General features: G+C 63.5%; 20 protein-coding genes. 11 read left to right on the top strand and 9 right to left on the bottom strand.

Annotated elements, in window-relative coordinates:
* Window positions 1-2: 2 nt before the first annotated feature.
* Both RHP72_RS13505 and RHP72_RS13500 read right to left on the bottom strand, forming a co-directional pair.
* Window positions 3-485, bottom strand: coding sequence for a cation:proton antiporter regulatory subunit (locus tag RHP72_RS13505; RefSeq protein ID WP_021344116.1), 483 nt, complete (start codon window positions 483-485; stop codon window positions 3-5).
* A gap of 86 nt (window positions 486-571) precedes the next feature.
* Entirely contained in the window at window positions 572-949 is a 378-nt protein-coding gene (locus tag RHP72_RS13500) for a DUF952 domain-containing protein (protein WP_007732832.1), read from the bottom strand.
* A gap of 234 nt (window positions 950-1,183) precedes the next feature.
* On the opposite strand from RHP72_RS13500, the gene RHP72_RS13495 reads away from it, so the two are divergent.
* The gene (locus tag RHP72_RS13495; protein WP_003942643.1) at window positions 1,184-1,375 is read left to right on the top strand and encodes a hypothetical protein; all 192 of its coding nucleotides are present in this window, start codon (window positions 1,184-1,186) and stop codon (window positions 1,373-1,375) included.
* A 133-nt stretch (window positions 1,376-1,508) separates the two neighbouring features.
* On the opposite strand, the gene RHP72_RS13490 is transcribed toward RHP72_RS13495, so the two are convergent.
* Window positions 1,509-3,287 (bottom strand): DEAD/DEAH box helicase, encoded by a 1,779-nt coding sequence (locus tag RHP72_RS13490; protein ID WP_020907558.1) that lies wholly within the window; start codon window positions 3,285-3,287, stop codon window positions 1,509-1,511.
* Between the two features lie 256 nt (window positions 3,288-3,543).
* Between RHP72_RS13490 and RHP72_RS13485 the strand changes: the two genes are divergently transcribed.
* Window positions 3,544-4,806, top strand: a complete 1,263-nt coding sequence (locus RHP72_RS13485; protein WP_030536891.1) for a YihY/virulence factor BrkB family protein — start codon at window positions 3,544-3,546, stop codon at window positions 4,804-4,806.
* Here the strand turns inward: RHP72_RS13485 and RHP72_RS13480 are convergent.
* Complete coding sequence (locus RHP72_RS13480) at window positions 4,779-5,015, bottom strand: DUF3039 domain-containing protein (RefSeq protein WP_003942602.1); 237 nt, start codon at window positions 5,013-5,015, stop codon at window positions 4,779-4,781. The two genes, RHP72_RS13485 and RHP72_RS13480, sit on opposite strands and share 28 nt — an antisense overlap.
* Window positions 5,016-5,098: 83 nt before the next feature.
* Here RHP72_RS13480 and RHP72_RS13475 point away from each other — a divergent pair, with 83 nt between their 5' ends.
* The 3 genes from RHP72_RS13475 (at window position 5,099) to RHP72_RS13465 (ending at window position 8,115) form a co-directional block, all read left to right on the top strand.
* Entirely contained in the window at window positions 5,099-5,458 is a 360-nt protein-coding gene (locus RHP72_RS13475) for a DUF3099 domain-containing protein (RefSeq protein ID WP_003942638.1), read from the top strand.
* A 26-nt stretch (window positions 5,459-5,484) separates the two neighbouring features.
* Window positions 5,485-6,984, top strand: coding sequence for a methyltransferase (locus RHP72_RS13470; RefSeq protein WP_311094770.1), 1,500 nt, complete (start codon window positions 5,485-5,487; stop codon window positions 6,982-6,984).
* Between the two features lie 159 nt (window positions 6,985-7,143).
* Window positions 7,144-8,115: a sigma-70 family RNA polymerase sigma factor gene (locus RHP72_RS13465; protein WP_003942639.1), complete on the top strand. Its 972-nt coding sequence runs from the start codon at window positions 7,144-7,146 to the stop codon at window positions 8,113-8,115.
* Window positions 8,116-8,239: 124 nt separating this feature from the next.
* Here the strand turns inward: RHP72_RS13465 and RHP72_RS13460 are convergent, their stop codons facing one another.
* Both RHP72_RS13460 and RHP72_RS13455 read right to left on the bottom strand, forming a co-directional pair.
* The gene (locus tag RHP72_RS13460; RefSeq protein WP_030536893.1) at window positions 8,240-10,951 is read right to left on the bottom strand and encodes a bifunctional GNAT family N-acetyltransferase/acetate--CoA ligase family protein; all 2,712 of its coding nucleotides are present in this window, start codon (window positions 10,949-10,951) and stop codon (window positions 8,240-8,242) included.
* On the bottom strand, window positions 10,944-12,215 hold the full coding sequence (locus RHP72_RS13455) for an acetoin utilization protein AcuC (protein WP_003942159.1): 1,272 nt from the start codon (window positions 12,213-12,215) through the stop codon (window positions 10,944-10,946). Before RHP72_RS13455 ends, RHP72_RS13460 begins: the two co-directional genes overlap by 8 nt.
* A gap of 176 nt (window positions 12,216-12,391) precedes the next feature.
* Between RHP72_RS13455 and RHP72_RS13450 the strand changes: the two genes are divergently transcribed.
* Window positions 12,392-13,078 (top strand): metal-dependent transcriptional regulator, encoded by a 687-nt coding sequence (locus RHP72_RS13450; RefSeq protein WP_003942150.1) that lies wholly within the window; start codon window positions 12,392-12,394, stop codon window positions 13,076-13,078.
* Between the two features lie 8 nt (window positions 13,079-13,086).
* The gene (gene galE, locus RHP72_RS13445) at window positions 13,087-14,076 is read left to right on the top strand and encodes a UDP-glucose 4-epimerase GalE (RefSeq protein WP_003942257.1); all 990 of its coding nucleotides are present in this window, start codon (window positions 13,087-13,089) and stop codon (window positions 14,074-14,076) included.
* Here galE and RHP72_RS13440 read toward each other — a convergent pair.
* Together RHP72_RS13440 and RHP72_RS13435 are read right to left on the bottom strand one after the other, a co-directional pair.
* A complete protein-coding gene (locus RHP72_RS13440; RefSeq protein WP_311094769.1) occupies window positions 14,073-15,206 on the bottom strand; it encodes a DUF4192 domain-containing protein in 1,134 nt (377 codons plus the stop codon). The two genes, galE and RHP72_RS13440, sit on opposite strands and share 4 nt — an antisense overlap.
* A gap of 155 nt (window positions 15,207-15,361) precedes the next feature.
* Complete coding sequence (locus RHP72_RS13435) at window positions 15,362-16,117, bottom strand: sensor domain-containing protein (protein ID WP_311094768.1); 756 nt, start codon at window positions 16,115-16,117, stop codon at window positions 15,362-15,364.
* 355 nt (window positions 16,118-16,472) lie between these two features.
* Between RHP72_RS13435 and RHP72_RS13430 the strand changes: the two genes are divergently transcribed.
* The 3 genes from RHP72_RS13430 (at window position 16,473) to RHP72_RS13420 (ending at window position 21,182) form a co-directional block, all read left to right on the top strand.
* A complete protein-coding gene (locus RHP72_RS13430; protein ID WP_003942198.1) occupies window positions 16,473-17,432 on the top strand; it encodes a proteasome assembly chaperone family protein in 960 nt (319 codons plus the stop codon).
* Between the two features lie 181 nt (window positions 17,433-17,613).
* Window positions 17,614-18,651 (top strand): alpha/beta fold hydrolase, encoded by a 1,038-nt coding sequence (locus tag RHP72_RS13425; protein WP_007732813.1) that lies wholly within the window; start codon window positions 17,614-17,616, stop codon window positions 18,649-18,651.
* 26 nt (window positions 18,652-18,677) lie between these two features.
* The gene (locus RHP72_RS13420) at window positions 18,678-21,182 is read left to right on the top strand and encodes an RNA helicase (RefSeq protein WP_208689573.1); all 2,505 of its coding nucleotides are present in this window, start codon (window positions 18,678-18,680) and stop codon (window positions 21,180-21,182) included.
* Between the two features lie 53 nt (window positions 21,183-21,235).
* On the opposite strand, the gene RHP72_RS13415 is transcribed toward RHP72_RS13420, so the two are convergent.
* Window positions 21,236-21,643, bottom strand: a complete 408-nt coding sequence (locus RHP72_RS13415; protein WP_311094767.1) for a DUF5997 family protein — start codon at window positions 21,641-21,643, stop codon at window positions 21,236-21,238.
* Window positions 21,644-21,699: 56 nt separating this feature from the next.
* On the opposite strand from RHP72_RS13415, the gene RHP72_RS13410 reads away from it, so the two are divergent.
* Window positions 21,700-22,548: a LysR substrate-binding domain-containing protein gene (locus RHP72_RS13410; RefSeq protein WP_003942255.1), complete on the top strand. Its 849-nt coding sequence runs from the start codon at window positions 21,700-21,702 to the stop codon at window positions 22,546-22,548.
* The last annotated feature ends 34 nt before the right edge of the window (window positions 22,549-22,582 follow it).

Here is a 22,582-nt window from a genome sequence, read left to right as displayed (position 1 = left end):
AGTCAGCCGTTGGCCAAGATTTTTGCCGCTGCAGCCAAACCGTCCGGCGTTCCGACTGCCACGAGAAGGTCTCCCCCGGTGAACGTGAAGTCGGGGTTCGGAGACGGGCTCACCTGTCCTGCCCGCATGACGGCGACGATGGAGACTCCGGTACGCGTGCGCATGCCGGTGTCCCCGAGGGTCTGTCCGTCGTAGCGAGAACCGTCCTTGATGTAGAGCTGTTTGGTTCGAATGCCCGGAAGATCACGGTGCTCTTCCTCGAGCTGAGCAACGAGCTGGGGGGCACCCAGGAGATTGCTGAGCGCTGCCGCTTCCTCGGTGGTCAGAGGCAGCGAGGCAGCACACGCGTCAGGGTCGTCTGCCTTGGAAACGATGAGGTCGGTATGACCGTCCCGATGGGTGACGACACCCACGCGACGACCGGAAGACAGAACAAAATCCTTGCGCGTCCCGATCCCCGGTAGTGGGGTGACTTCTACGTTCATATACCAACGGTAGCGCCGATCGGTGACCTGCATCGCGGGAGGGCCGTAATCCGCAGGGCACAGTTCACGACCGGCCAACCGGCGACCTACCGAACCGGCGAAAACACGCCGTTCTCGCCCGGAAAATACTCGACGACAGCGGTGACGGCTGCGACGGGAATCGGGGCGTACAGATGCGGGAATCGCATCGATTCCGGGTCCGAGGGGACACCCGGTTCGTACTTGACCTGACCGCCGAGCAAGGCCGGATCGATAGCCAGAAGGACTATGTCGTCACGGCCGGCAAAGATCCGATTGGCCGGGAGATGAACTTGCGCCGGAGTCGACATGTGGACAAATCCCTCCGCCTCGAATCCGTCGGGGATACGTTCACCGAGCTGTTGTGCCCGCGCCCACTCCTCGCGCGTGCACATGTGGAGCAACTCGACGCTCTCGTCGACAAGTGGTTCGCGTCCCGGGTTCATCCGCCCAGAATATCGGGCTGAGGTCGGCGATCCGAATCAGCTGTCAGCGAACAATCTTCACCCGAGAATGCCTGCCCAGCGCATTTCCAGTGAGACACAACACTAAGAAACGCCTTCGGGAACAACCCGTAAACCCCAAACGTCTGTAAGAGTGGATCTACCGCGCCATTCCGACGCGGCGGACCAGGCCCCAGGCACGCGGCCCGAATGCCGCAAAGCCAGTACGGAGGAGTCATGCCCGGAACACTGACCAGCCCACAGTTGACCGCTGCCGACCGGTGCGACCGGTGCGGTGCCGGAGCACGCGTACGCGCCGTGCTTCCCACCGGCGGCGAGCTTCTCTTCTGCGGACACCACGCAACCGAACACGCGGATCGACTTCGCGAGATGAATGCCGTCGTCTCCGAAAGCGAACCCGCAATCTGACCTGTCAGCCGGGGGTGGCCTCTTCACGAGGCGCGCCATGAACGCCAGAACGGGCGATCACAGTCACTGTGATCGCCCGTTCTGCCGTTCCGGGGTCGCAAGCACGCGAAGCGTGCGGGACCGGTATCGGCTGCTACCAGCTGCGGAGAATCGCGATGCGTTCGGTCAGCTGATCGACAGTAGCGATGGCCGTCGGCGGACCGCCGCACACCCGGCGCAGTTCCGCGTGAATGATGCCGTGCGGCTTACCGGTGCGGTGGACGTTCATCGCCACCAACCCGTTCAGCTCCTTGCGGAGCGCACCGAGCTGATCTGCCGTGGCCGCTCGATCGGATACCACTGCCGCCGTGGGTTGCGGTGCGGCGGCCTTGGCCGAGTTGGCCTCGACCTGCGTCTGCTGGCGTTGACGCAGCAATGCCCGCATCTGATCGGCGTCGAGTAGGCCTGGCAGACCGAGGTAGTCGGCTTCCTCGTCACTTCCGGCGAATGTCGCGGTACCGAAGGATGATCCGTCGTAGATCACCTGGTCGAGTTCGGCATCGGCGCCCAGGGACGTGAACGCCTTCTCCTCCTCGCCCAGCTCGTCCTTCTGCTTGTTCGCATCGGCGAGCAGGTCGTCTTCGAGGCCGTCCTTCTCACGATGCGGCTTGCCGAGTACGTGATCACGCTGGGCCTCGAGCTGTGCGGCAAGGTCGAGAAGCACCGGCACCGACGGCAGGAAGACGCTGGCAGTTTCGCCCTTACGACGCGAACGTACGAAGCGCCCGATCGCCTGAGCGAAGTACAGCGGAGTCGACGCGCTGGTCGCGTACACACCGACCGCCAGACGGGGAACGTCGACACCCTCGGACACCATGCGGACCGCGACCATCCATTTCTGGTCGCTCGCACCGAATTCGGCGATTCGCTTGGACGCGGTGGGGTCGTCGGACAGCACGACGGCCGGCTGTTCGCCGGTGATCGCTGTCAGGGCCTTCGCGTACTCGCGGGCCACTGTCTGGTCCGTCGCGATGACGAGTCCGCCGGCATCGGGCATACCGGTACTGCGCAGCTGCGCCAAACGGGTGTCTGCTGCTTGCAGCACGGCAGGAATCCAGTCGCCGGCAGGGTCCAAGGCCGTACGCCATGCCCGAGTCGTCTGCTCGGCGCTCAGCGGCTCGCCGAGTCGAGCGGTGAATTCCTCGCCGGCGTTGTTTCGCCACCGTGCCTCGCCCGAGTAGGCGAGAAACACGACGGGGCGAACCACACCGTCCTTGAGGGCATCCGAATATCCGTAGGAGTGATCGGCTTTCGAGCGGAGCAGACCTTCCTTGTCCGGCTCGTACTCGACAAAAGGAATGGCACTGTCGTCACTGCGGAACGGGGTTCCGGTCAGTGCGAGACGTCTGGTCGCGTCGCCGAAAGCCTCACGAATGGCGTCGCCCCAGCTCTTGGCGTCGCCGCCGTGGTGGATCTCGTCGAGGATGACCAGCGTCTTGCGGCCCTCGGTGCGCACACGATGCTTCGACGGGTGCGAGGCAACCTGGGCGTAGGTCAGCACGACGCCGTGATAGTCACTCGAGGTCTGGCCGGTCGAGTTGGAGAACCGCGAGTCCAATGCGAGGCCGGAGCGCTGTGCGGACTCCGCCCACTGGTGTTTGAGGTGCTCGGTCGGCGCCACGACGGTTATCTGGTCGACCGTCCGGTCACGGAGCAATTCCGAAGCTACCCGCAGAGCGAAGGTGGTCTTACCTGCTCCCGGCGTTGCGACCGCCAGAAAGTCACGCGGACTGCTGGAAAGGTACTTGGTCAGTGCACGGCGCTGCCATGCACGAAGGGAACCGGTAGGGGCGCCAGGTTGGGTTCCCGCGGATTGAGCTCCGGCGGGTTCGGGCGAATTGCCGAACTCGGCTGCCACGGTCTCAGACGTCATAGGCCGCGCCTCCACTGGAATCGCACTGTTGTCTCGCGCTCCTCGAATTTTCATCAATGTCCGGCGACGAGCCTAGCCGCCGCCACCGACGAAAGCCGCACTCGAAGCGCGTACTCATGGCCGTTCTCACTCCGGCCGGCGAGGTTTCGCTTCTCTCGCATCCTGCCGACCTGCACGCGAATTGTCTCAGAAATGTGCGACACGTCGGCGCCATGGTTGGGCAACCGGGTGTGTCGTCAGGGATGCTGGAGACATCATGAGTGAAGCGCGAGGCGAGAAGTCGAGCGGAAGTGATCTGCACCACCGCAGATGGCATCCGCTACGCCGCACCGGGCAGTTGATCGGTCGAACCCTGAGCAAGGCCTGGGACGATTCCATCTTCGGAAAGGCGGCTACGGCCGCGTTCTGGCAAACGCTGTCGCTTGCTCCCCTGCTGCTCGGCCTTCTGGGAATGATCGGCTACATCGGTGGGTGGTTCGGACCCAACACCGTCGAGATCATCGAATCCAAGATCGTCACGTTCAGCGGAACGATCTTCAGCGAAAGCGTCGTCGACCAGATCATCCGCCCGACGGTGACGGACGTCCTTCAGCGCGGACGCCCGGAGATCATCTCCGTGGGCTTCCTGCTGTCCCTGTGGGCGGGATCATCGGCGATCAGTACGTTCGTCGACTCGATCGTGGAAGCACACGGGCAGCAGGATGCCCGCAATCCCATCTGGCAGCGCATCTTCGCCCTGCTGCTCTACGTGATGTTCCTGGTGATGGCGGTGTTCATCCTGCCGCTGGTAGCTCTGGGGCCGACGCTCGTCGGGCGAGCACTGCCGGCCTCCTGGTACGTGGTCGGATCGAATCTGGTCGACACGTTCTACTACCCCGCTGTCGGTCTGCTGGTGATCATCGGCCTCACGACGCTCTACAAGGTCGCTCTGCCGAAGTCGCTGCCGTGGCATCGGCTGCTCGCGGGCGCCCTGGTCGCCGGTGTGTTCTTCATGGCCGCCAGCACCGGATTGCGCTGGTACCTGGGATTCGTCACCAGCACCGGCTACACGTACGGCGCACTGGCAACGCCGATCGCGTTTCTGCTCTTCACGTTCTTCCTCGGTTTTGCCGTCGTGCTCGGCGCCGAGTTCAACGCGACGGTTCAGGAGTTCTGGCCGGCTCGTGCCACTCGGATGGAGCAGATGCGAGAGTGGCTTGCGGCTCAGAACACCGACGAAAAGACCGGTCCGGTCACCAACCTGACCTGGCACCTGGCCACCAGCCCGATCCGCATCTCGGGCGACAAAGCGGACCCGGCCACGGTCCCCTCGTACGGGCGGCCCCGCAGCAGACAAACCGAGAGCAGACAATCGGAGTCGCGCCAGAACTCGTGCGTCGACCAAGATCCCTGCGATGAACCGCACGCAGACGCGAAGAGCCCGGCGGCCGACTGCGTCGAGGCTGTCGATCCGCCGAGCTCCGGAAGTACTCCCGCTCGCCTGACCCGAGGTCAGTCGCCCTTACGGAGTCCTTCGTAAATCTTCTTGCAGTCCGGGCACACCGGAGATCCCGGCTTGGCGGACTTCGTCACGGGAAACACCTCACCGCACAGCGCGACGACATGGGTTCCCATGACGGCGCTCTCGGCGATCTTGTTCTTCTTCACGTAGTGGAAGAACTTCGGGGTGTCGTCGTCGGTCGTTTCGTCGGTGGAGACGTCGGGACGTTCCTTGGTTTGAGTGCTCACCCCTCCAATAATGCCGTCTCCGTCACAGCGGTGCGACCCACGGGTCGTGTGCAATTGTCGGCCGAGAGTGGAACAGTGGAGTCATGGCACGAAATGGCGCGTTCGGCAGGTCCGACGAGGCCGGGACTCCCGACAATCCCGTACTGATCACCGAAGCGCAGCAGTCCGTCGAAGAACAGCACAAAGCCCGAGTGCGCAAGTACATGATCATCATGTCCTTCCGGTTCCCGGCGTTGATCCTCGCGGCGATCGCGTACGGCATCTGGGCCAACGCCTGGATCTCGATGCTCATCATCGGTGCATCCATTCCGCTTCCCTGGATCGCCGTCCTGATCGCCAACGACCGACCACCGCGCACCAAGGACGAACCGAGTCGATACGACGGACGAAAGAAGACCGCAGGCGAGATCGAATCCGCGACGCACCACACCATCGAAGGCTGACAAGTTCCGCCTGCGAGAATGACAGGGTGAGAAGCGAAACGCTCCTGTCCATCACCCCTGCGCTGCGTGAGGCTCTGCTTCGCAATCGATTCGACACCGGAACCATGCTCGAGGCGCTAGGTCCCGAAGTTCACGCTGCTCTCGGTCGAAGTGAGCCGGTGCCCGTGCGCCGCGCCACCCGAGAACTCGGGGACCTGGGCGTTCTCATCAGACTGTTCCTTCTCGCCGATGACTGCCCGGCGGGCGACGTCGCCGCGGCGCTGGCTCCGCTGACAATCGCGCAGTGCGTCGACACCGGTCTGCTCGAAGGTGAGAACTTCGACAGTGAGAATCCGCTCGTGCGGGCCGCGGTGGATCTTCGCCCCATCGACGTCGGCGACGGCGATCGTTGGGTGATCTCGGATCTCGACGGCGGAATCCGTCCCAAGAAGGCCACGGCCGATCATGTGCTGGGCGTCGGGCATGCGTCACTGTCCTTGCTGCAGGCCACGCCCACCGCGAGGGTCGGCAGCGTGCTCGACCTCGGTACGGGATGCGGCATCCAAGCCCTGCACGCGAACACGTACGCCGATTCGGTCACCGCAACCGACATCAATCAACGCGCTGTCGACCTCACAGCAGCAACCATGGCCCTCAACGGACTGGACGTCGAACTCCTTCAAGGGTCCTGGTTCGAACCCGTCGAGGGTCGAACCTTCGACCAGGTGGTCGCCAATCCGCCGTTTGTCGTCGGCGAGGCACGCGTCCATCACACGTACCGCGATTCCGGCCTCGATCTCGACGGTGCGAGCGAATTGATGATCTCGCAATCGATCGACTACCTGAACCCCGGCGGCACGGCAGCTCTGCTGGCGTCCTGGGTGCACGTCGAAGGGCAGGACTGGCGGTCGCGGATCGCGTCGTGGCTGCCGGCCCACGGCGTCGATGCCTGGGTGGTCCAGCGCGATGTCGCGGATCCGGCTCTGTACGTCGGCACGTGGCTCAAGGACGGCGGGCAGGATCCTCGAGATCCGGAAACGGCATCGAGAGCAAACGCCTGGCTGGATCACCTCGAAGAAGCCGATGTCGAGGGCGTCGGCTTCGGTTTCGTGTTTCTTCGCCGCACCGACTCCCCCACCGACCTGATGGCCGAGGACCTCATGCACGGCTTCTCGGACCCGCTCGGGGCCGAGGCGCTCGCTTACTTCGACCGTCTTGCCTGGTTGCGTGAACACGACGTCCTCGAGGAACGCTTCGTCCTCGATCCGGACACGGCTCTCGAACGCGTCTACCTCCCCGGTGACGAGGGATGGCAACAAGTGGTCACGCGTGTGCACCGCGGCAACGGACCGCACTGGCAGCACGAGATCGACGAGCTCGGTGCTGCGCTGTTGGCCGGACTCCGAGCGGATGGACTGGTGGTCGACGAATTGATCGAACTTCTTGCCGCGGCGAACGGCGAAGACCCGAACCAGCTACGTGAGGCCGTCGTCACAATGATGGTCTCGCTGGTTCGACACGGGTTGGTGCTTCCCGTCACGAACTGAGTTCCCGGTGAGTTGCAGATTTTTGTGTTCTCAGCAACTTCTCAGGACGACTGGGAAATAACTGCAGGTCAAGGCGATTTAGCGGAAATCGGCACGGGAACTTTCCCGGAACTCTCACACGTTGAACTGTGTGAGAGACCGCCGATAGGGAGGCAAGTCATGACAAGCCCCAGCACCACTACTCGCATTCGTCCGAGCGCCGCAGATCTGGACGCCCAGAGCCCGGCCGCAGACCTGGTCCGCGTCTACCTGAACGGGATCGGTCGTACTGCACTGCTGACAGCAGCAGACGAGGTCGAACTGGCGAAGCGAATCGAAGCGGGGCTGTACGCCAGCCACGTCCTTGCCACGGGAAAGCGCCTGACAGTCGCCAAGAAGAGGGATCTCGCAACGATCGTTCGCGAGGGACAGTCGGCACGTAGCCACCTCCTGGAAGCGAACCTGCGACTCGTCGTGTCGCTGGCCAAGCGCTACACCGGCCGCGGAATGCCGCTCCTCGATCTGATTCAAGAAGGCAACCTCGGACTCATCCGTGCGATGGAGAAGTTCGACTACGCCAAGGGCTTCAAGTTCTCGACGTACGCCACCTGGTGGATCCGTCAGGCGATCACCCGCGGAATGGCTGATCAGAGCCGCACCATCCGGCTCCCAGTCCACCTCGTGGAGCAGGTCAACAAGCTCGCCCGCATCAAGCGCGAACTGCACCAGCAGCTCGGGCGAGAAGCCACGGACGACGAGTTGGCCGAAGAGTCGGGCATCCCGGCGCACAAGATTGCCGACCTGCTCGACCACAGCCGCGACCCGGTAAGCCTGGACATGCCTGTGGGCAACGACGAAGAAGCGCCCTTGGGCGATTTCATCGAAGATTCCGAGGCGACCTCGGCCGAGAACGCCGTCATCGCCGGTCTGCTGCACAGCGATGTGCGCAGCGTGCTCGGGACGCTCGACGAGCGGGAGCAGCAGGTCATCCGACTTCGCTACGGTCTCGACGACGGCCAGCCCCGCACCCTCGATCAGATCGGCAAGCTCTTCGGCCTCTCGCGTGAGCGGGTTCGTCAGATCGAGCGTGAGGTCATGGGCAAGCTCCGCGTCGGCGATCGCGCCGAGAAACTGCGGTCCTACGCGAGCTGATCAAACAACACAGCACGTGCGTCAGCGCGCCACACCACTCGCGCTGACGCACCGCACAAAGCACCGGCCACCGCTACTTCCCTCCCCCTCGGGAATGTGCGGTGGCCGGTGTTGTTCGCTGTGTCTACCGCAGCCGCCTGGGCCCCAGGTCGATTGCGCTCGGCTCAGGTCCGATTCGGACACGTGAATCGGTGATCTCCGCGCCGGTAGCCGAAGCGAGTACCGGCTCACAGGCCAGTTCGCGGACTTCGGGAATGTCGTCGGCCAGCGCCGAGATGCGCTGGACCAGATCAACCAACGCACCCTTGTTGACCGGAACGGCGTTGCGGTATCCGGAGAGAAGCGGCGCGGCCTTGGGCGCGTCGATCAATTCCGTAGCAGCGTCCTCGGTGAGAGGCAGTACGCGATAGGCACGGTCACCGAGGAGATCGGAGATCACACCGGCAAGCCCGAACGAGATCAGCGAACCGAACGACGGGTCGTCTTGGACACCAACCACACATCCGATGCCCTTGGTTGCCATTTTCTGCACGTGCAGCAGCGGTTCACCCGACGCTGCCGCAAGATCTCGGTAAGCGAGGCGCACCGATTCCGGTCCACTCAGATCCAGCCTGACACCGCCCAGATCCGGTCGGTGTCGCCACATTTCGCCGGTTGCCTTGACCGCGACCGGGTAGCCGACAGCATCCGCTGCCTCTACTGCTTCGTCTTCGCTCAGGACCGAACGGAATTCGACGACGGCGACCCCGTAACACTCGAGCAGCGCCGCCGCTTCCACATCTGAAAGCCAACGGCCAGGAGAGTTTTCAAGCCAATCTGCCACCATCTTCTGGGCTCGCTCGGAGTCGATACCCACGGGTCGAACCACCTTCGACGCAGGCTTGCTGCGCCACTCCGCATATCGCCAAGCCCTCGCCAACGCCAGGGCGGCACGCTCCGGCCCCGGGTAGGACGGCACCGAACCGCGGGTCGGGTTACCGACTTCGTCACGAACCGCCAGGACGTCCGGCACACCCTCAGCTGCGAGGAACGTGGTGAGAATCGGCTTGTCCGAGCCTGCGACGGCGTCCTTGAGTGCTTTCGCGAACGGCTCGACCGGAATGGCGACCGGAGGAACGAAGACGGCAATGACGGCATCGACGTCGAACGACGCCAAAGCGTCGCGCACGGCAGTGGCGAACAGTTCCGGACTCGCCTGAGCGCCGAGGTCGACCGGGTCGCTGACCTGCAGACCTTCACTGCGGGCCGCGTCCGCAGCGAGGACACCGAGCGCGGTCGAGTTGCCGATGACCGCAAGCCGGGGGCCGGCGGGCAACGGTTGGTATCCGAAGAGCAAGGCGCAGTCGAACAATTGTGAAATGGACCCGACCTGAATGACGCCCGCCTGTTCGAAGAGGGCGCGGACGATCGAATCGTCGATCTCGACTCCGGTGGCGGCGAGCACCGGCGGAACCGCGTGCCGACCGCTCTTCACCGCGACGATCGGCTTCTTCCGCGCAACTCGACGCGCGATGCGAGAGAACTTCCGTGGGTTGCCGAAGCTCTCCAGATAGAGAAGGACCACTTCGGTGGACTGGTCGGAATCCCAGTACTGCAGAAGGTCGTTACCCGAGACGTCCGCACGGTTACCGGCGGAAACGAAGGCGGACAATCCGATTCGGCTGCGAGCGGCTTCGTCGAGAATGGCGATACCGAGCGCGCCGGACTGACAGAAGAAGCCGACGTTGCCTGCCACCGGCAAGACCGGCGCGAGCGTCGCATTCAACGAAATCGCCGGGTCGTTGTTCGCGACACCCAGCGCATTCGGGCCGATGAGGCGCATACCGTGAGCGCGCGCTGCATGGACCAGTTTGCGTTCGGACGAGCGCCCGTCCGGACCACTCTCACTGAAGCCCGACGAGACGACCACCAGCGCTTTGACGCCCTTGTCGAGGCAGTCGTCGAGTACCGAATTGATCGATTCTGCAGGTACAGCCACGACGGCGAGATCGACGTCGTCGGGGATGTCACGAACCGTCGGGTATGCCCGAACGCCGTGTACCGAACGATGCTCCGCGTTGACGGGATAGACCGGTCCGGTGAATCCGCCGCGCAGCAGGTTGGTCAACACCGCGTTACCCACTTTGGCCGGGTCCGCTGATGCGCCGATCACCGCCACCGATCGCGGGCTGAGCACGTTTCCCATGCTGCGGGCCTCAGCTGCCCGCTCACGCGAATTACGTACTGAAACAAGCGCTTCCGTCGGGTCGATCGCGAATTCGAGTCTCAGCACGCCACCGTCGAAAGAGCGGCTCACCTGATACCCCGCCTCACGGAACACCGTCACCATGTTGCGGTTCTCGGAGAGGACCTCGGCGACGAACATCGTCAGACCGTTCTCGGCCGCTGCCGCTGCCAGGTACTCGAGCAGGATCGGGCCGAGGCCGCGCCCCTGGTGTGCGTCGGCGACGACGAAGGCGACCTCGGCAGACTTTCCGTCACCGACGTCGAGCAGTCGCTCGTATCGACCCACCGCGATGATCTCGTCGCCGAGCATCATCACGAACGCCACGCGGTTGTGGTGGTCGACCGTCGTGAAGTTCTTGACGTCGCGCGCCGACATCGTGGGGTACGGGCCGAAGTAGCGCAGATACCGGGTGCGCTCGGAGAGTTTGCCGTGGAATTCGACGAGCTTGTCCGCGTCTTCGGGAACGATGGGTCGCAACGCCACCGCTCCGCCGTCGGAGGCGAGAACATCGACTACCCAGGAATGGGGATAGGTGTGAGCGGGGTCGGTCTTCGGCGCCTGGCCGCTCGCCTCGCCGCCTGCAGCTTCGGTATCGGACTGTTCAGTCACGGGGATCCTCCGGGTCGAGTCCGAGTAGCGGGAACGAAGCGCGACGTGTCGCGATGATCGCCGAGTCGATACGGGTGAGTGCACGGTCCACCGAGGCGACACCTGTCTCCGGCGTACCACCCGGGCCGTCCCACGGCGTGTAGGCGACATCGCCGCCGTCCCCCATGGTCGGCGGGAGGTCGACGCTCGGCGCTCGCAGCTTCGTCGATTCCTTCCAGTCTTCCGGGACGGCGGTGTCGACGTCGATCTCGCGATCGAGCGCTGCAGCGATCAAGTGAGTCCATGCCCTCGGCACGACGCGCACCAGTCCGTATCCCCCGCCTCCGACTGCCAGCCACCGCCCCTCGGAGTATCGGTCGGCGAGGTCACGCATCGCCAAAAACGCGGCGCGCTGACCGTCGACGGTGAGGGCGAGATCCGCGAGCGGGTCCTCGCGGTGCGAGTCGACTCCGCACTGGCTGATGATGATCTGCGGGCGGAAGGCTGCAATGGCTCCCGGGACGACGGCGTGAAATGCACGCAGCCACAACGCGTCGACGGTTCCGGGCAGCACCGGGATGTTCACCGCCGTACCTTCGGCGGCCCCGTCGCCGACTTCGCTCGACCATCCGGTGTTCGGCCACAAGGTTGCCGGGTGCTGATGCAGCGAGACCGTGAGCACCCGCGGGTCCCCGAGGAACGCATGTTGCACTCCGTCGCCGTGGTGAGCGTCGACGTCGATGTAGGCGATGCGGTCGTAGCCGTTGTCGAGCAGCCACGAAATCGCAACCGCCGCATCGTTGTAGACGCAGAATCCAGAGGCCCAATCCGCCATCGCGTGGTGCATGCCGCCGCCGATGCTGACCGCGCGCCTCGTACGTCCCGAAGCGATTTCCTGCGCTGCGGCCAGCGAGCCGCCGGCGAGGATCGCACTGGCTTCGTGCATGTGCGGGAAGACCGGGTTGTCCTCGGTACCGAGCCCGTGGGGAACATCCTGGCCGCTCACACCGTTGTTCGCAGAGTTACCCGCGTCTTTGACCGCTGCAAGATATGCCGGTGTGTGGATTCTGAGGAGGTCGGCATCGGACGCGGCACTCGGTTCGAGAAATTCGATGCCCTCGAGAAGTCCGAGGCTTCGCGAGAGTGCCATCGTGAGATCGAGGCGAGTGGGATTCATCGGGTGATCGGCGCTCCACCGATAGCTCAGGTACTCCGGACTCCACACCACGACTCGATTCGCTCGAGACGCCGCGGGGTCCCCGTCAGATCTGATCGACGCGGTCATGGGATCACGCTACTTCCTTCTCGTTTCGTGCTGCACACCACACTCGTGGCCCGCTTCGGAGACCGAGATCGAGTGACACGAATCCAATTCGGACACGCGCTGGACTCGCCGCGGTGGAGGCGGCACCGGAACCACGAACTGAACGGTAGAATGATCAACTGACGAAGGGGTTGAGTGTGAAGGATCTAGTCGACACCACGGAGATGTATCTCCGGACGATCTACGACTTGGAAGAAGAGGGCGTAGTCCCACTCCGGGCGCGGATCGCCGAACGGCTCGAACAGAGCGGACCCACCGTCAGCCAGACTGTTGCGCGTATGGAGCGTGACGGCTTGCTGATGGTCGCCGGCGATCGACATCTGGAACTCACCGACAAGGGTCGCGATCTCGCGATCTCTGTCATGCGTAAGCACCGGTTGGCAGAGCGCCTGCTGGTGGACGTCATCGGTCTCAAATGGGAAGACGTACATGCCGAGGCATGCCGTTGGGAGCACGTGATGAGCGAGGAGGTCGAGCGTCGGCTCGTCGTCGTTCTGAACAACCCCACGACGTCGCCCTACGGCAACCCGATTCCGGGCTTGGACCAGTTGGGACTCGACGGCCCGGTTGCCACCACCGAAACATTGGTGCGCCTGACCGATATTCCGCACGGCGCACAGACAGCTGTGGTCGTTCGGCGACTGGCCGAGCACGTGCAGTCCGATCCCGAGGTGATCGCGCAGCTGCGTGACGCCGGCGTCGTTCCCGACGCCAGGGTGACGGTCGAAACCCGTCCGGGCTCGGTGACGATCATCGTGCCGGGTCACAGCGGGTTCGACCTGTCCGAGGAAATGGCTCACGCCGTTCAGGTCAAGCAGGTCTGAGGAAGTAGATGAAACTCCTGGTCACCGGCGGCGCCGGTTACGTCGGCAGTGTGTGCAGCACTGTGTTGCTCGAGCGTGGACACGAGGTTGTCGTCATCGACGACCTCTCCACCGGAAATGCCGACGCGGTGCCTGCCGGTGCCGAGTTCATCGAAGGAGACGTGGGAGCGCTTGCTGCCGACGTCCTCGGCAGTGCGGGTTCACCGGTTTTCGACGGTGTGCTTCACTTCGCGGCGCAGTCGCTGGTCGGCGAATCGGTGCTGCACCCCGAAAAGTACTGGCGCGGAAACGTCGTCACGACCATCGAGTTGCTCGAGGCGATCCGTGTCTCCGGTACTCCGCGCCTCGTGTTCTCGTCCACCGCCGCAACGTACGGCGAACCGGAGCAGTCCCCGATCGTGGAGACCGCTCCGACCCGCCCCACCAATCCGTACGGCGCGACCAAGCTCGCGATCGATCATGCGATCACCTCGTACTCGATCGCCCACGGCCTCGGTGCGACGAGCTTGCGCTACTTCAACGTCGCGGGCGCGTACAAGTCCGCCGGTGAGAACCGGGTGATCGAAACCCACCTGATTCCGCTCGTCCTTCAGGTCGCACTCGAGCAGCGGGACAAGATCTCGGTCTTCGGAACCGACTGGCCCACGCCGGACGGAACCGCGGTACGCGACTACATCCACGTGCTGGACCTCGCCGAAGCACATCTACTGGCGCTCGAATCCTCGGTTCCCGGCGAGCACCGCATCTACAACCTCGGAAGCGGTGCCGGCTTCAGCGTGCGCGAGGTGATCGCCGCCTGTGCGCGGGTCACCGGCCTGCCGATCAACGTCGAGGACGCGTCACGACGGCTGGGTGATCCGGCAGTACTGATCGCATCGAGCGACAAGGCGATTGCCGAGCTGGGTTGGACGCCCACGCGTACCGATCTCGACGTCATCGTCGCCGACGCATGGCAGTTCCTCCAGGATCTGGGCGACCGCTCACACGCTGCTCGCTAGCTTCCACTCGGCAGTGCCGGCGGCAAGCCGGTGATTCCGAGCGATTCCCCGATGGACAATCCGACGGCCGCGAGGTCACGGATTCCGTCGGGGCGCATACCGGATTGCAGCGATAGATCCAGCAATCCCGCCAAGGTGTGTTCCGAATCGGCCGACAGCGCGGCCGACAGCGCAACACCTGCCAGAGGTCCGTCGCCACGCACGTATGCAAAGAAGCCGAGAAGTGTTGCCGGCCAAGCTCGTTCGGGCAACGGGACTTCATGGGTAAGCAGGAGCCACAATTGCTCAGCATGTGCCGCAACGGACGTGATCGCCAATCCCAGCACCACGTCGCGCACGCGTACGTCCGTCAATGCGACCACCAGATCGGCGCATTCCTGCGGGTCAGGGCGGTGAGCGCCTGCCTCGACACGGCGGACGTGTTCCAACACCAGATCGATCCGGCACTGAACTGCGGTTTCACCGCTCGGTCCCCCACTGTGCGCGCTCGACTCTCGTCGGCTCGCGATCAGTCGGGCAATCGTGTCGTGATTGCGAGCGGCGCCGTGTACCCACCGGACCAGTTCCTCACGCGAACGGCGAATGACCCTCCCGCCCAACACCTGTGCTGCTGCAACCGACGAAGATGCCGGGTCTGGCAGGGTGCCGCGGTGAATCGAACGCATGACGCTCGTCCACGGCTGGCCAGATTCTATTGCGGCCGTGCACAATACGTCGGCCAGCTCGACGCAGGTTCCGCCGAGCATGTCTTCGAATACCTCGGCCAGCTCGATGGTTTCATCGATCAGAGTTTCAGCTGCCGAGCAATCGGTGATCACCACGAGAACGACCGCACGCGCGCCTTCCCCGTCACAGACGGCGGCGAACTGGCGCAGCGCCGCGCTCATCTGCCTCGCGGGCTTTCCCCTGACACTGGGAAAGTAGTCGTGCCGCATCACTGGTCCGAGCGTCGAGGCGGAGGCGCCCATCAGAGACAGCGCAACCACAGAGTTGGACGGATGGAAGCCCAGGAGTGCGGGTATTGCCGCGATCAATTCGCCTGGATCGGAGACGCGTTCGACGCATCCGAGAAGGGCGGCAAGGTCGTCGTCGGAGAATTCGAATTCTCCCGGAAGAGGTGATGTCGTCATGCACACACCGTCGCTGATCACCCTGACCCGGCCGTCTGCTCGACCAGGGAAAACAGCTGCGTCCAAGTCGTCTGTGGATTACCGCATTTGTTGGGGAGCAAGTACCGCGCCGCACCGAGCAGTTCCGCTACTTGTCGGACCTGTGTGCTGCGAAATCACTTGCCTGCTTCGACCTTCTGTACGGCTGCGGTGAACGCTTGATCCAGCGGTGCCGTCGAGGGCGTCGCAGAACCGAACGTCATCAGTGTTGTCGCCACCCGTACGTCGCCGACCTGCGCGATCAAGGTCAACATCGTCTGATCACCGGCTGTGGCCTTGGGGGACACGACAGTGCGGCGAAGTGACATCGTCTTGTCGGCATCGATCGGCGACGGCGGAAGAATTTCCGTCGTCACTGTCGTAGTGACGCCGTTCGCAGTGACAGTCATGGACGGGCACTGCCGAGTTTGCGCTTCCAACTCGTCCAGTGGTGCATCGACCTTCGTGAGTTCGACCGAAATCGTTGCCCTCGTCGCGTTGTCGGTCCCGACCGCCATCACGGTCCCGTTCGGACCGTAATCCTGTTCCGGTGGCTCACATTCGGACGGATCGACGGTAGCACCGCGCGGGACGCCGACTAGATCCGGCGCTGCCATCGGAACAGCTTGCGGGGGCAGCACAACAGCGCCGAAGGGCTCGGGGAATTCCTCGGGAGTCAGCAGCAGTTCGGACAGCGGTGCCGCCGTTTTCGGAGAGGTGGATTTCGGCGTCGAGGATTTGGGTGCAGCCGTCGTACTCGGCGCCGCCGTGCCGCTGTCGGTCGCACCGGCAGTCGCCGGCGCGGAGTCCGGAACGGGTGCTCCTTGGACAGACCCGGAGCAACCCGCGAGTAGTGCAACGGCGGCCACCGCAGCAAGTGAGCATGCGGCCACTCGCCTGGACGATCGTGGACACACCCGCATGTAAGCCTCCGCACTCGACCGATCCCGACAATCGACCAACCCATTTCGGACAAATCGGCCGTGCCGACCTTGTGTTCCACTCTGCCATGTCCGAAGCCGCGCACCCGACATCTAGCGAACGCCCAGGCCAAGTGTCGAAAGATACCGCTCGGCTTCGCTCTCGGCGAACGCCCGTCTCATCGGATCGGGAATGATCGGTCACCGACTCGGTGTTCTTACCGATGAACGTCTGATCCAGTGCTGTCGGGCACCTGACTCCGATGCTGTCGCGCGTGCGCCGATAGTGGACACTTGAGATCAAGACCGAAGAGCGAAGGGGACTGCGATGGACGAACAGTCGAGGATGTACGAGCTGGAATTTCCGGCGCCCCAGTTGGCGGCTGCCGACGGCCAGGGACCGATCCTGATTCACGGACTCGAGGGTTACTCCGACGCCGGTCACGCCGTGAAGTTGGCGACGACGCATCTGCGCGAAAGCCTCGAGACCGAGCTTGTCGCGTCGTTTGCTGTCGACGAGCTGATCGACTACCGCTCGCGTCGACCGACGATGACGTTCAAGGCCGATCATTTCTCCGATTACGACGCTCCGGCGCTCAATCTGTACGCACTGCGCGATACGGCCGGCACGCCGTTCCTGCTGCTCGCAGGGATGGAACCGGACCTCAAGTGGGAGCGGTTCACCACAGCCGTTCGACTGTTGTCCGAACAGTTGGGAGTGCGTCGAACCATCGGGCTCAACGCCATTCCGATGGCAATCCCGCACACCCGACCGCTGGGTGTGACAGCACATTCGACCAACAAGGACCTGATCCAGGACCATCAGCGTTGGTCAGGTGAACTGCAGGTTCCCGGCAGCGCATCATCACTGCTCGAGCTTCGTATGTCTCAGCACGGGCACGAGGCGATGGGCTTTTCGGTGCATGTCCCCCACTACCTCGCGCAAACGGACTACCCGGGCGCCGCAGAAACTTTGCTCGAAAACGTTTCCGAGGTTTCGGATCTGGAGTTGCCGTTGGTTGCACTGGGTGAGGCCGCGGCGCGCGTTCGGGAACAGGTTAACGAGCACATAGCCGGGAACGAAGAAGTTCAGACTGTAGTCCACGCTTTGGAGCGTCAATACGACACTTTTGTCGCCGCTCAGGAACAACAGTCGTCCCTTCTGGCCGGCGAGGCCGACCTTCCCAGCGGTGACGAGATCGGCGCAGAGTTCGAAAAGTTCCTGGCCGAACAGGCAGGAAATGACGACTTCGGCTCAGCTGGAGACCTCGATCGAGGCGACAACTGACGAAAATGTGACGGGCGGGGCGCATAATTCGACATTGTGCGCATTCCGCAACCCCTCCGTTACCTGGGCTGTTGTTCAGGACACATCCGTCGGATAGCCTCAAACTCTGTGTGATTTTCGTTGACGGCTCAACAACTGGAGCAGACAGTCAACGTGGTCACACGCCGAGCCAGGAGGCGACATGAGCAGACCACGGAACCGTCAGCTCCGACCGGTCCCCGACGAGGAACCGCGGATGATGTTCCGGACGATTCACGGCTACCGACGCGCATTTCGGATAGCCGGCGAGGGTCCGGCAGTACTGCTCCTGCACGGAATCGGCGACAACTCGTCGACGTGGACCGAGATCATTCCCCACCTCGCCAAGAAGTACACGGTCATCGCACCTGACCTGTTGGGTCACGGCCGTTCCGACAAGCCACGCGCGGATTACTCGGTAGCCGCGTACGCCAACGGCATGCGGGATCTTCTGTCGACGCTCGGCATCGAGCACGTCACCGTCATCGGGCACTCGCTCGGCGGCGGCGTAGCGATGCAGTTCTCCTACCAATTCCCACACATGGTGGATCGCCTCGTGCTGGTCTCGGCCGGTGGCGTCACCAAGGACGTCCATCCGCTGCTGCGCCTCATGTCCGTTCCGGTGGTCAACGAGGTGGTAAAGCTGCTCCGGATACCTGGTGCGATGCCGCTCGTCCGGATGGCCGGGAACCTTGCCGGAGTAGTTCACGGTTCAAATCTGCGTCCCGGCACCATGTTGCATGACACACCGGACCTGATTCGCGTGCTCGCTGATCTCCCCGACCCCACTGCCTACGAGGCCTACCTTCGTACGCTGCGGGCCGTCGTGGACTGGCGCGGACAGGTGGTCACGATGCTCGACCGCTGTTATCTGACCGAGAATCTGCCGGTTCAACTGATCTGGGGCGACGACGACTCCGTCATTCCCGTCTCCCACGCTCATCTCGCGCACGCGGCGATGCCGAACTCACGCCTCGAAGTCTTCCGCGGCTCGGGCCACTTCCCGTTCCGCGACGATCCGATGCGTTTCCTGCAGATCGTCGAAGATTTTCTTTCCAGCACCGCACCACTCGTCTTCGACGAGGCTCGCTGGCGCCACATGCTGATCTCCGGGGTCGGCGAGAACACCATCACCGGAACGTCGTCCACCCGCATGGCGGTGCTCGACGCCATGGGCTCGGACGAGCGAAGCGCAACCTGATCTACGGTTGCGGCTAGCCTGTACGAGTGCTGCTGACGGAACTTCTCCCCGACAACGCGGATCCTGATTCCGTTTTCGACGCCTTCTCTTCGTGGACCATCGATCGAGGTTTGACGCTCTACCCGGCCCAAGAAGAGGCCGTCATGGAGTTGGTCTCGGGTGCAAACGTGATCCTTGCGACGCCGACCGGGTCAGGCAAATCGATGGTGGCGATCGGCGCGCATTTCTATGCGATGTCGCTCGGCAAGCGCACGTACTACACAGCGCCGATCAAGGCCTTGGTGAGCGAGAAGTTCTTTGCGCTGTGTGAGGTCTTCGGTGCCGAGAACGTCGGCATGATGACTGGCGACGCCGCCGTGAACTCGTCGGCGCCGATCATTTGTGCGACGGCCGAAATCGTCGCGAATCTTGCACTGCGCGAGGGCCCGAACTCCGATATCGGCCAGGTCGTGATGGACGAGTTCCACTTCTACTCCGAACCCGATCGAGGTTGGGCGTGGCAGGTTCCGCTTATCGAGTTGCCGCACGCCCAGTTCCTGTTGATGTCGGCAACTCTCGGTGAGGTCGACTTCTTCTCCGAAGATCTGACGCGGCGTACCGGGAAACCCACCACCGTCGTCTCCGGCACAGAACGCCCCGTGCCTTTGATGTTCTCCTACGCGACCACGCCGGTCGGCGAAACCATCGAAGATCTGGTGACCACCAACCAGTCCCCCGTCTACATCGTGCATTTCACGCAGGCCGCCGCGCTCGAACGCGCCCAGGCATTGACGAGCGTCAACTTCTGTTCCAAAGAAGAGAAGGAAGCGATCGCCGAGGCGCTGGGTGGTTTCCGCTTCACCACCGGGTTCGGAAAAACACTCTCCCGCCTGGTCCGGCACGGCATCGGCGTTCACCATGCGGGCATGCTGCCCAAGTACCGACGGCTCATCGAAGTTCTCGCACAGGACGGGCTTCTCAAGGTGATCTGCGGTACCGACACCCTCGGCGTCGGCATCAACGTCCCGATCCGCACGGTGCTGCTCACGGGTCTGGCCAAGTACGACGGCGTCCGCACTCGGCATCTGAAAGCCCGCGAGTTCCATCAGATCGCCGGCCGCGCGGGTCGTGCAGGCTACGACACGATGGGCACCGTCGTCGTCCAGGCACCGGAACACGAAGTAGAGAATCTGCGGGCAGTCGCCAAGGCCGGCGACGATCCGAAGAAGATCAAGAAGATTCAACGCAAGAAGGCTCCCGAGGGGTTTGTGTCCTGGAGCGAAGCGACGTTCGATCGCTTGGTCGCCGCCTCGCCCGAGCCGTTGGTGTCGCGATTCTCGGTCAGCAACTCGATGCTGCTCAATGTCATTGCCCGCCCGGGTAACTGCTTCGACGCGATGCGGCACCTGTTGGAGGACAACCACGAATCGCGTCCGGCGCAGCGCAAGCACATCCTCAAAGCGATCTCGCTGTATCGCGGATTGCTCAGCGCCGGCATCGTGGAACGCCTCGACGAACCCGACGAGTACGGCCGCATGGCTCGGTTGACGATGGACCTGCAACGCGACTTCGCCTTGAACCAGCCACTCTCACCGTTCGCCTTGGCGGCATTCGAACTTCTCGACGTCGAATCCGACAGTTACGCACTCGATGTCGTCTCGATCATCGAGTCGACGCTCGACGATCCGCGTCAGGTTCTGATGGCGCAGCAGCACTTCGCTCGTGGCGAAGCGGTGGCACAGATGAAGGCCGACGGCATCGAGTACGAGGAGCGCATGGAACTCCTCGAAGAGGTTACGTGGCCGAAACCGTTGTCGGACTTGCTGTTCCCGGCTTTCGAAATGTACCGGGGTGGCCACCCGTGGATCACCGAGTTCGCCCTCTCCCCCAAGTCCGTGGTGCGCGACATGATCGAACGCGCCATGACGTTTGCCGAGTTGATCAGCCATTACGGACTCACCCGGTCCGAGGGCCTCGTCCTGCGCTACCTCGCCGACGCCTACCGCGCGCTGCGACAGACCGTCCCGACGGAAGCGCGCACCGAGGAACTCGAAGACATCATCGAGTGGTTGGGTGAGCTGATCCGTCAGGTCGACTCGAGCCTGCTCGACGAATGGGAGTCACTCACCGACCCCGGAGCCGAGGCAGACACGGAAGAGGTTGCGTTCGGCGCCGACATTCCCCGTCCCATCTCGGCGAACCCGCGCGCATTCCGCGTCATGGTGCGCAATGCGATGTTCCGACGCATCGACCTCGCGTCGCGTCGGCAGTGGAACGAGCTGGAAAACCTCGAGGACGGTATCGACGCCGCCGAGTGGGAAGAGCAACTACTCCCGTACTTCGAGGAGTACGCAACAATCGGAACCGGGCCATCGGCGCGCGGGCCGGCGCTCTTCCAGGTCACCGAAGAGGGTGAGTTCTGGCGGGTGCGGCAGGTGCTCGAGGATCCGGAGGGCGATCACGGATGGGCACTGCTTGCCGTCGTCGACATCCCGGAATCGGATGCCGCGGGTGAAATCGTGTTCGACGAGCTGAGCGTCGTAGAAGGCTAGCGCCTGTGCGCCTTTTTGGTAGTCATCGCTACCAAAAAGGCGCACAGGGGGCGTCAGCCCCTTCGAGCCTTCCGCGGCTGGTTGCGGCGAGCAGCGCGCTTTTCCTTGATGCGAACGTTCTCGGCCCGCACCTCGGCCTGAACAGCGCGTTCCTTTTCGAGCCATTCGGGCTTCTCTTCGAGGAGTGCGGCGATCTGATCCGTGGTGAGTGCTTCTTCGACGCCGCCGCGGGCCAGCCCGGCGATCGATACGCCCAGCTTGGCGGCGATGACCGGGCGAGGGTGCGGTCCGGTGCGTCGCAGCTCCAGCAGCCACTCCGGCGGATCGGTCTGCAGAGCGGTCAGCTCGTCACGAGTCACGTCGTCTTCCTGGAACTGCGCAGGTGTTGCTTCCAGGTACACACCCAGCTTCTTGGCAGCCGTCGTCGGCTTCATCGTCTGGGGAGTTTTGTTCGACGTCATGCAACAAGAGTAACCAGCCGATACGGGTGCTTTTACCAAGGCGGTAGCCTTGCCTGGTGACAGACGCGGATAGTCAGGCAATTTTTCGACTCGCGTACGCCCCGGGGGTGACGCCCACCAAGTGGGTCCGGGTGTGGCACGAGCGGCTCCCCGAGGTGCGTCTGGAACTTGTTCAGTTCCCGGTTCTCGAACTCGAAGCTGCACTTCGCGCCGGTGAAGCAGATGCAGGGTTGGTTCGACTGCCGATCGACCGGACCGGCATCAGCGCCATCTCGCTGTACGCGGAAACCCCGGTGGTGGTGGTACCGAAAGATCACGTATTCACTACTGTCGATCAGATTTCCGTCGACGATCTGGCCGACGAGATAGTGCTCGATCCTCTCGACGACAGACTCGACTGGCCGACCCGTCCCGGAAAGACCGCCGCCGAGCGACCCGCGACCATCGCCGACGCCATCGAGTTGGTGGCCGCCGGCGTCGGAGTTGTCGTGGTTCCCCATTCGCTGGCGCGGTTCCACCATCGCAAGGACCTGACCTTCCGTCCGGTGGACGGTGCGCCCGAGGCTCCTGTGGCTTTGGCATGGATGGAGTCCAAGACCACAGATCTGGTCGAGGAACTGATCGGCATCGTGCGGGGCCGAACGGCACAGAGTTCCCGCGGACGGAACGGCGAGCCGGCCGAGAAGATCAAGGGCTCCGTCAAGGCCAAGATCGCGGCCCGCGAGCGTCGCGCAGAAGCTGCCAAGAACGGGCAGAAAGCTAAGGGCGCCGGCACCGCGAAGAACATATCCGGACGCAACGCCGGTTCCGGTAAGGCCAAGGCGGGCGGCAAATCAGGCAGCGGGAAGTCCGGTGGGACCAAGAGTTCGGGTGGCCGGTTCTCCGGAAAGCAGAAGGGCCGCTAGGGCTTCAACTGGCAACTCGGAGGATCGCTGCCGG

The organism is Rhodococcus sp. SG20037, assembly GCF_031763325.1.
GTDB classification, from domain to species: Bacteria; Actinomycetota; Actinomycetes; order Mycobacteriales; family Mycobacteriaceae; genus Rhodococcus_F; species Rhodococcus_F qingshengii.
This window is presented reverse-complemented; position numbering and strand designations above follow the sequence as displayed.

Bases quoted from the DNA above. Each gene is read 5' to 3' on its own strand.
- RHP72_RS13505 (WP_021344116.1), bottom strand. From the start codon at position 485: ATGAACGTAGAAGTCACCCCACTACCGGGGATCGGGACGCGCAAGGAT.
- RHP72_RS13500 (WP_007732832.1), bottom strand. From the start codon at position 949: ATGAACCCGGGACGCGAACCACTTGTCGACGAGAGCGTCGAGTTGCTC.
- RHP72_RS13495 (WP_003942643.1), top strand. From the start codon at position 1,184: ATGCCCGGAACACTGACCAGCCCACAGTTGACCGCTGCCGACCGGTGC.
- RHP72_RS13490 (WP_020907558.1), bottom strand. From the start codon at position 3,287: ATGACGTCTGAGACCGTGGCAGCCGAGTTCGGCAATTCGCCCGAACCC.
- RHP72_RS13485 (WP_030536891.1), top strand. From the start codon at position 3,544: ATGAGTGAAGCGCGAGGCGAGAAGTCGAGCGGAAGTGATCTGCACCAC.
- RHP72_RS13475 (WP_003942638.1), top strand. From the start codon at position 5,099: ATGGCACGAAATGGCGCGTTCGGCAGGTCCGACGAGGCCGGGACTCCC.
- RHP72_RS13465 (WP_003942639.1), top strand. From the start codon at position 7,144: ATGACAAGCCCCAGCACCACTACTCGCATTCGTCCGAGCGCCGCAGAT.
- RHP72_RS13455 (WP_003942159.1), bottom strand. From the start codon at position 12,215: ATGACCGCGTCGATCAGATCTGACGGGGACCCCGCGGCGTCTCGAGCG.
- galE (WP_003942257.1), top strand. From the start codon at position 13,087: ATGAAACTCCTGGTCACCGGCGGCGCCGGTTACGTCGGCAGTGTGTGC.
- RHP72_RS13440 (WP_311094769.1), bottom strand. From the start codon at position 15,206: ATGACGACATCACCTCTTCCGGGAGAATTCGAATTCTCCGACGACGAC.
- RHP72_RS13430 (WP_003942198.1), top strand. From the start codon at position 16,473: ATGGACGAACAGTCGAGGATGTACGAGCTGGAATTTCCGGCGCCCCAG.
- RHP72_RS13425 (WP_007732813.1), top strand. From the start codon at position 17,614: ATGAGCAGACCACGGAACCGTCAGCTCCGACCGGTCCCCGACGAGGAA.
- RHP72_RS13415 (WP_311094767.1), bottom strand. From the start codon at position 21,643: ATGACGTCGAACAAAACTCCCCAGACGATGAAGCCGACGACGGCTGCC.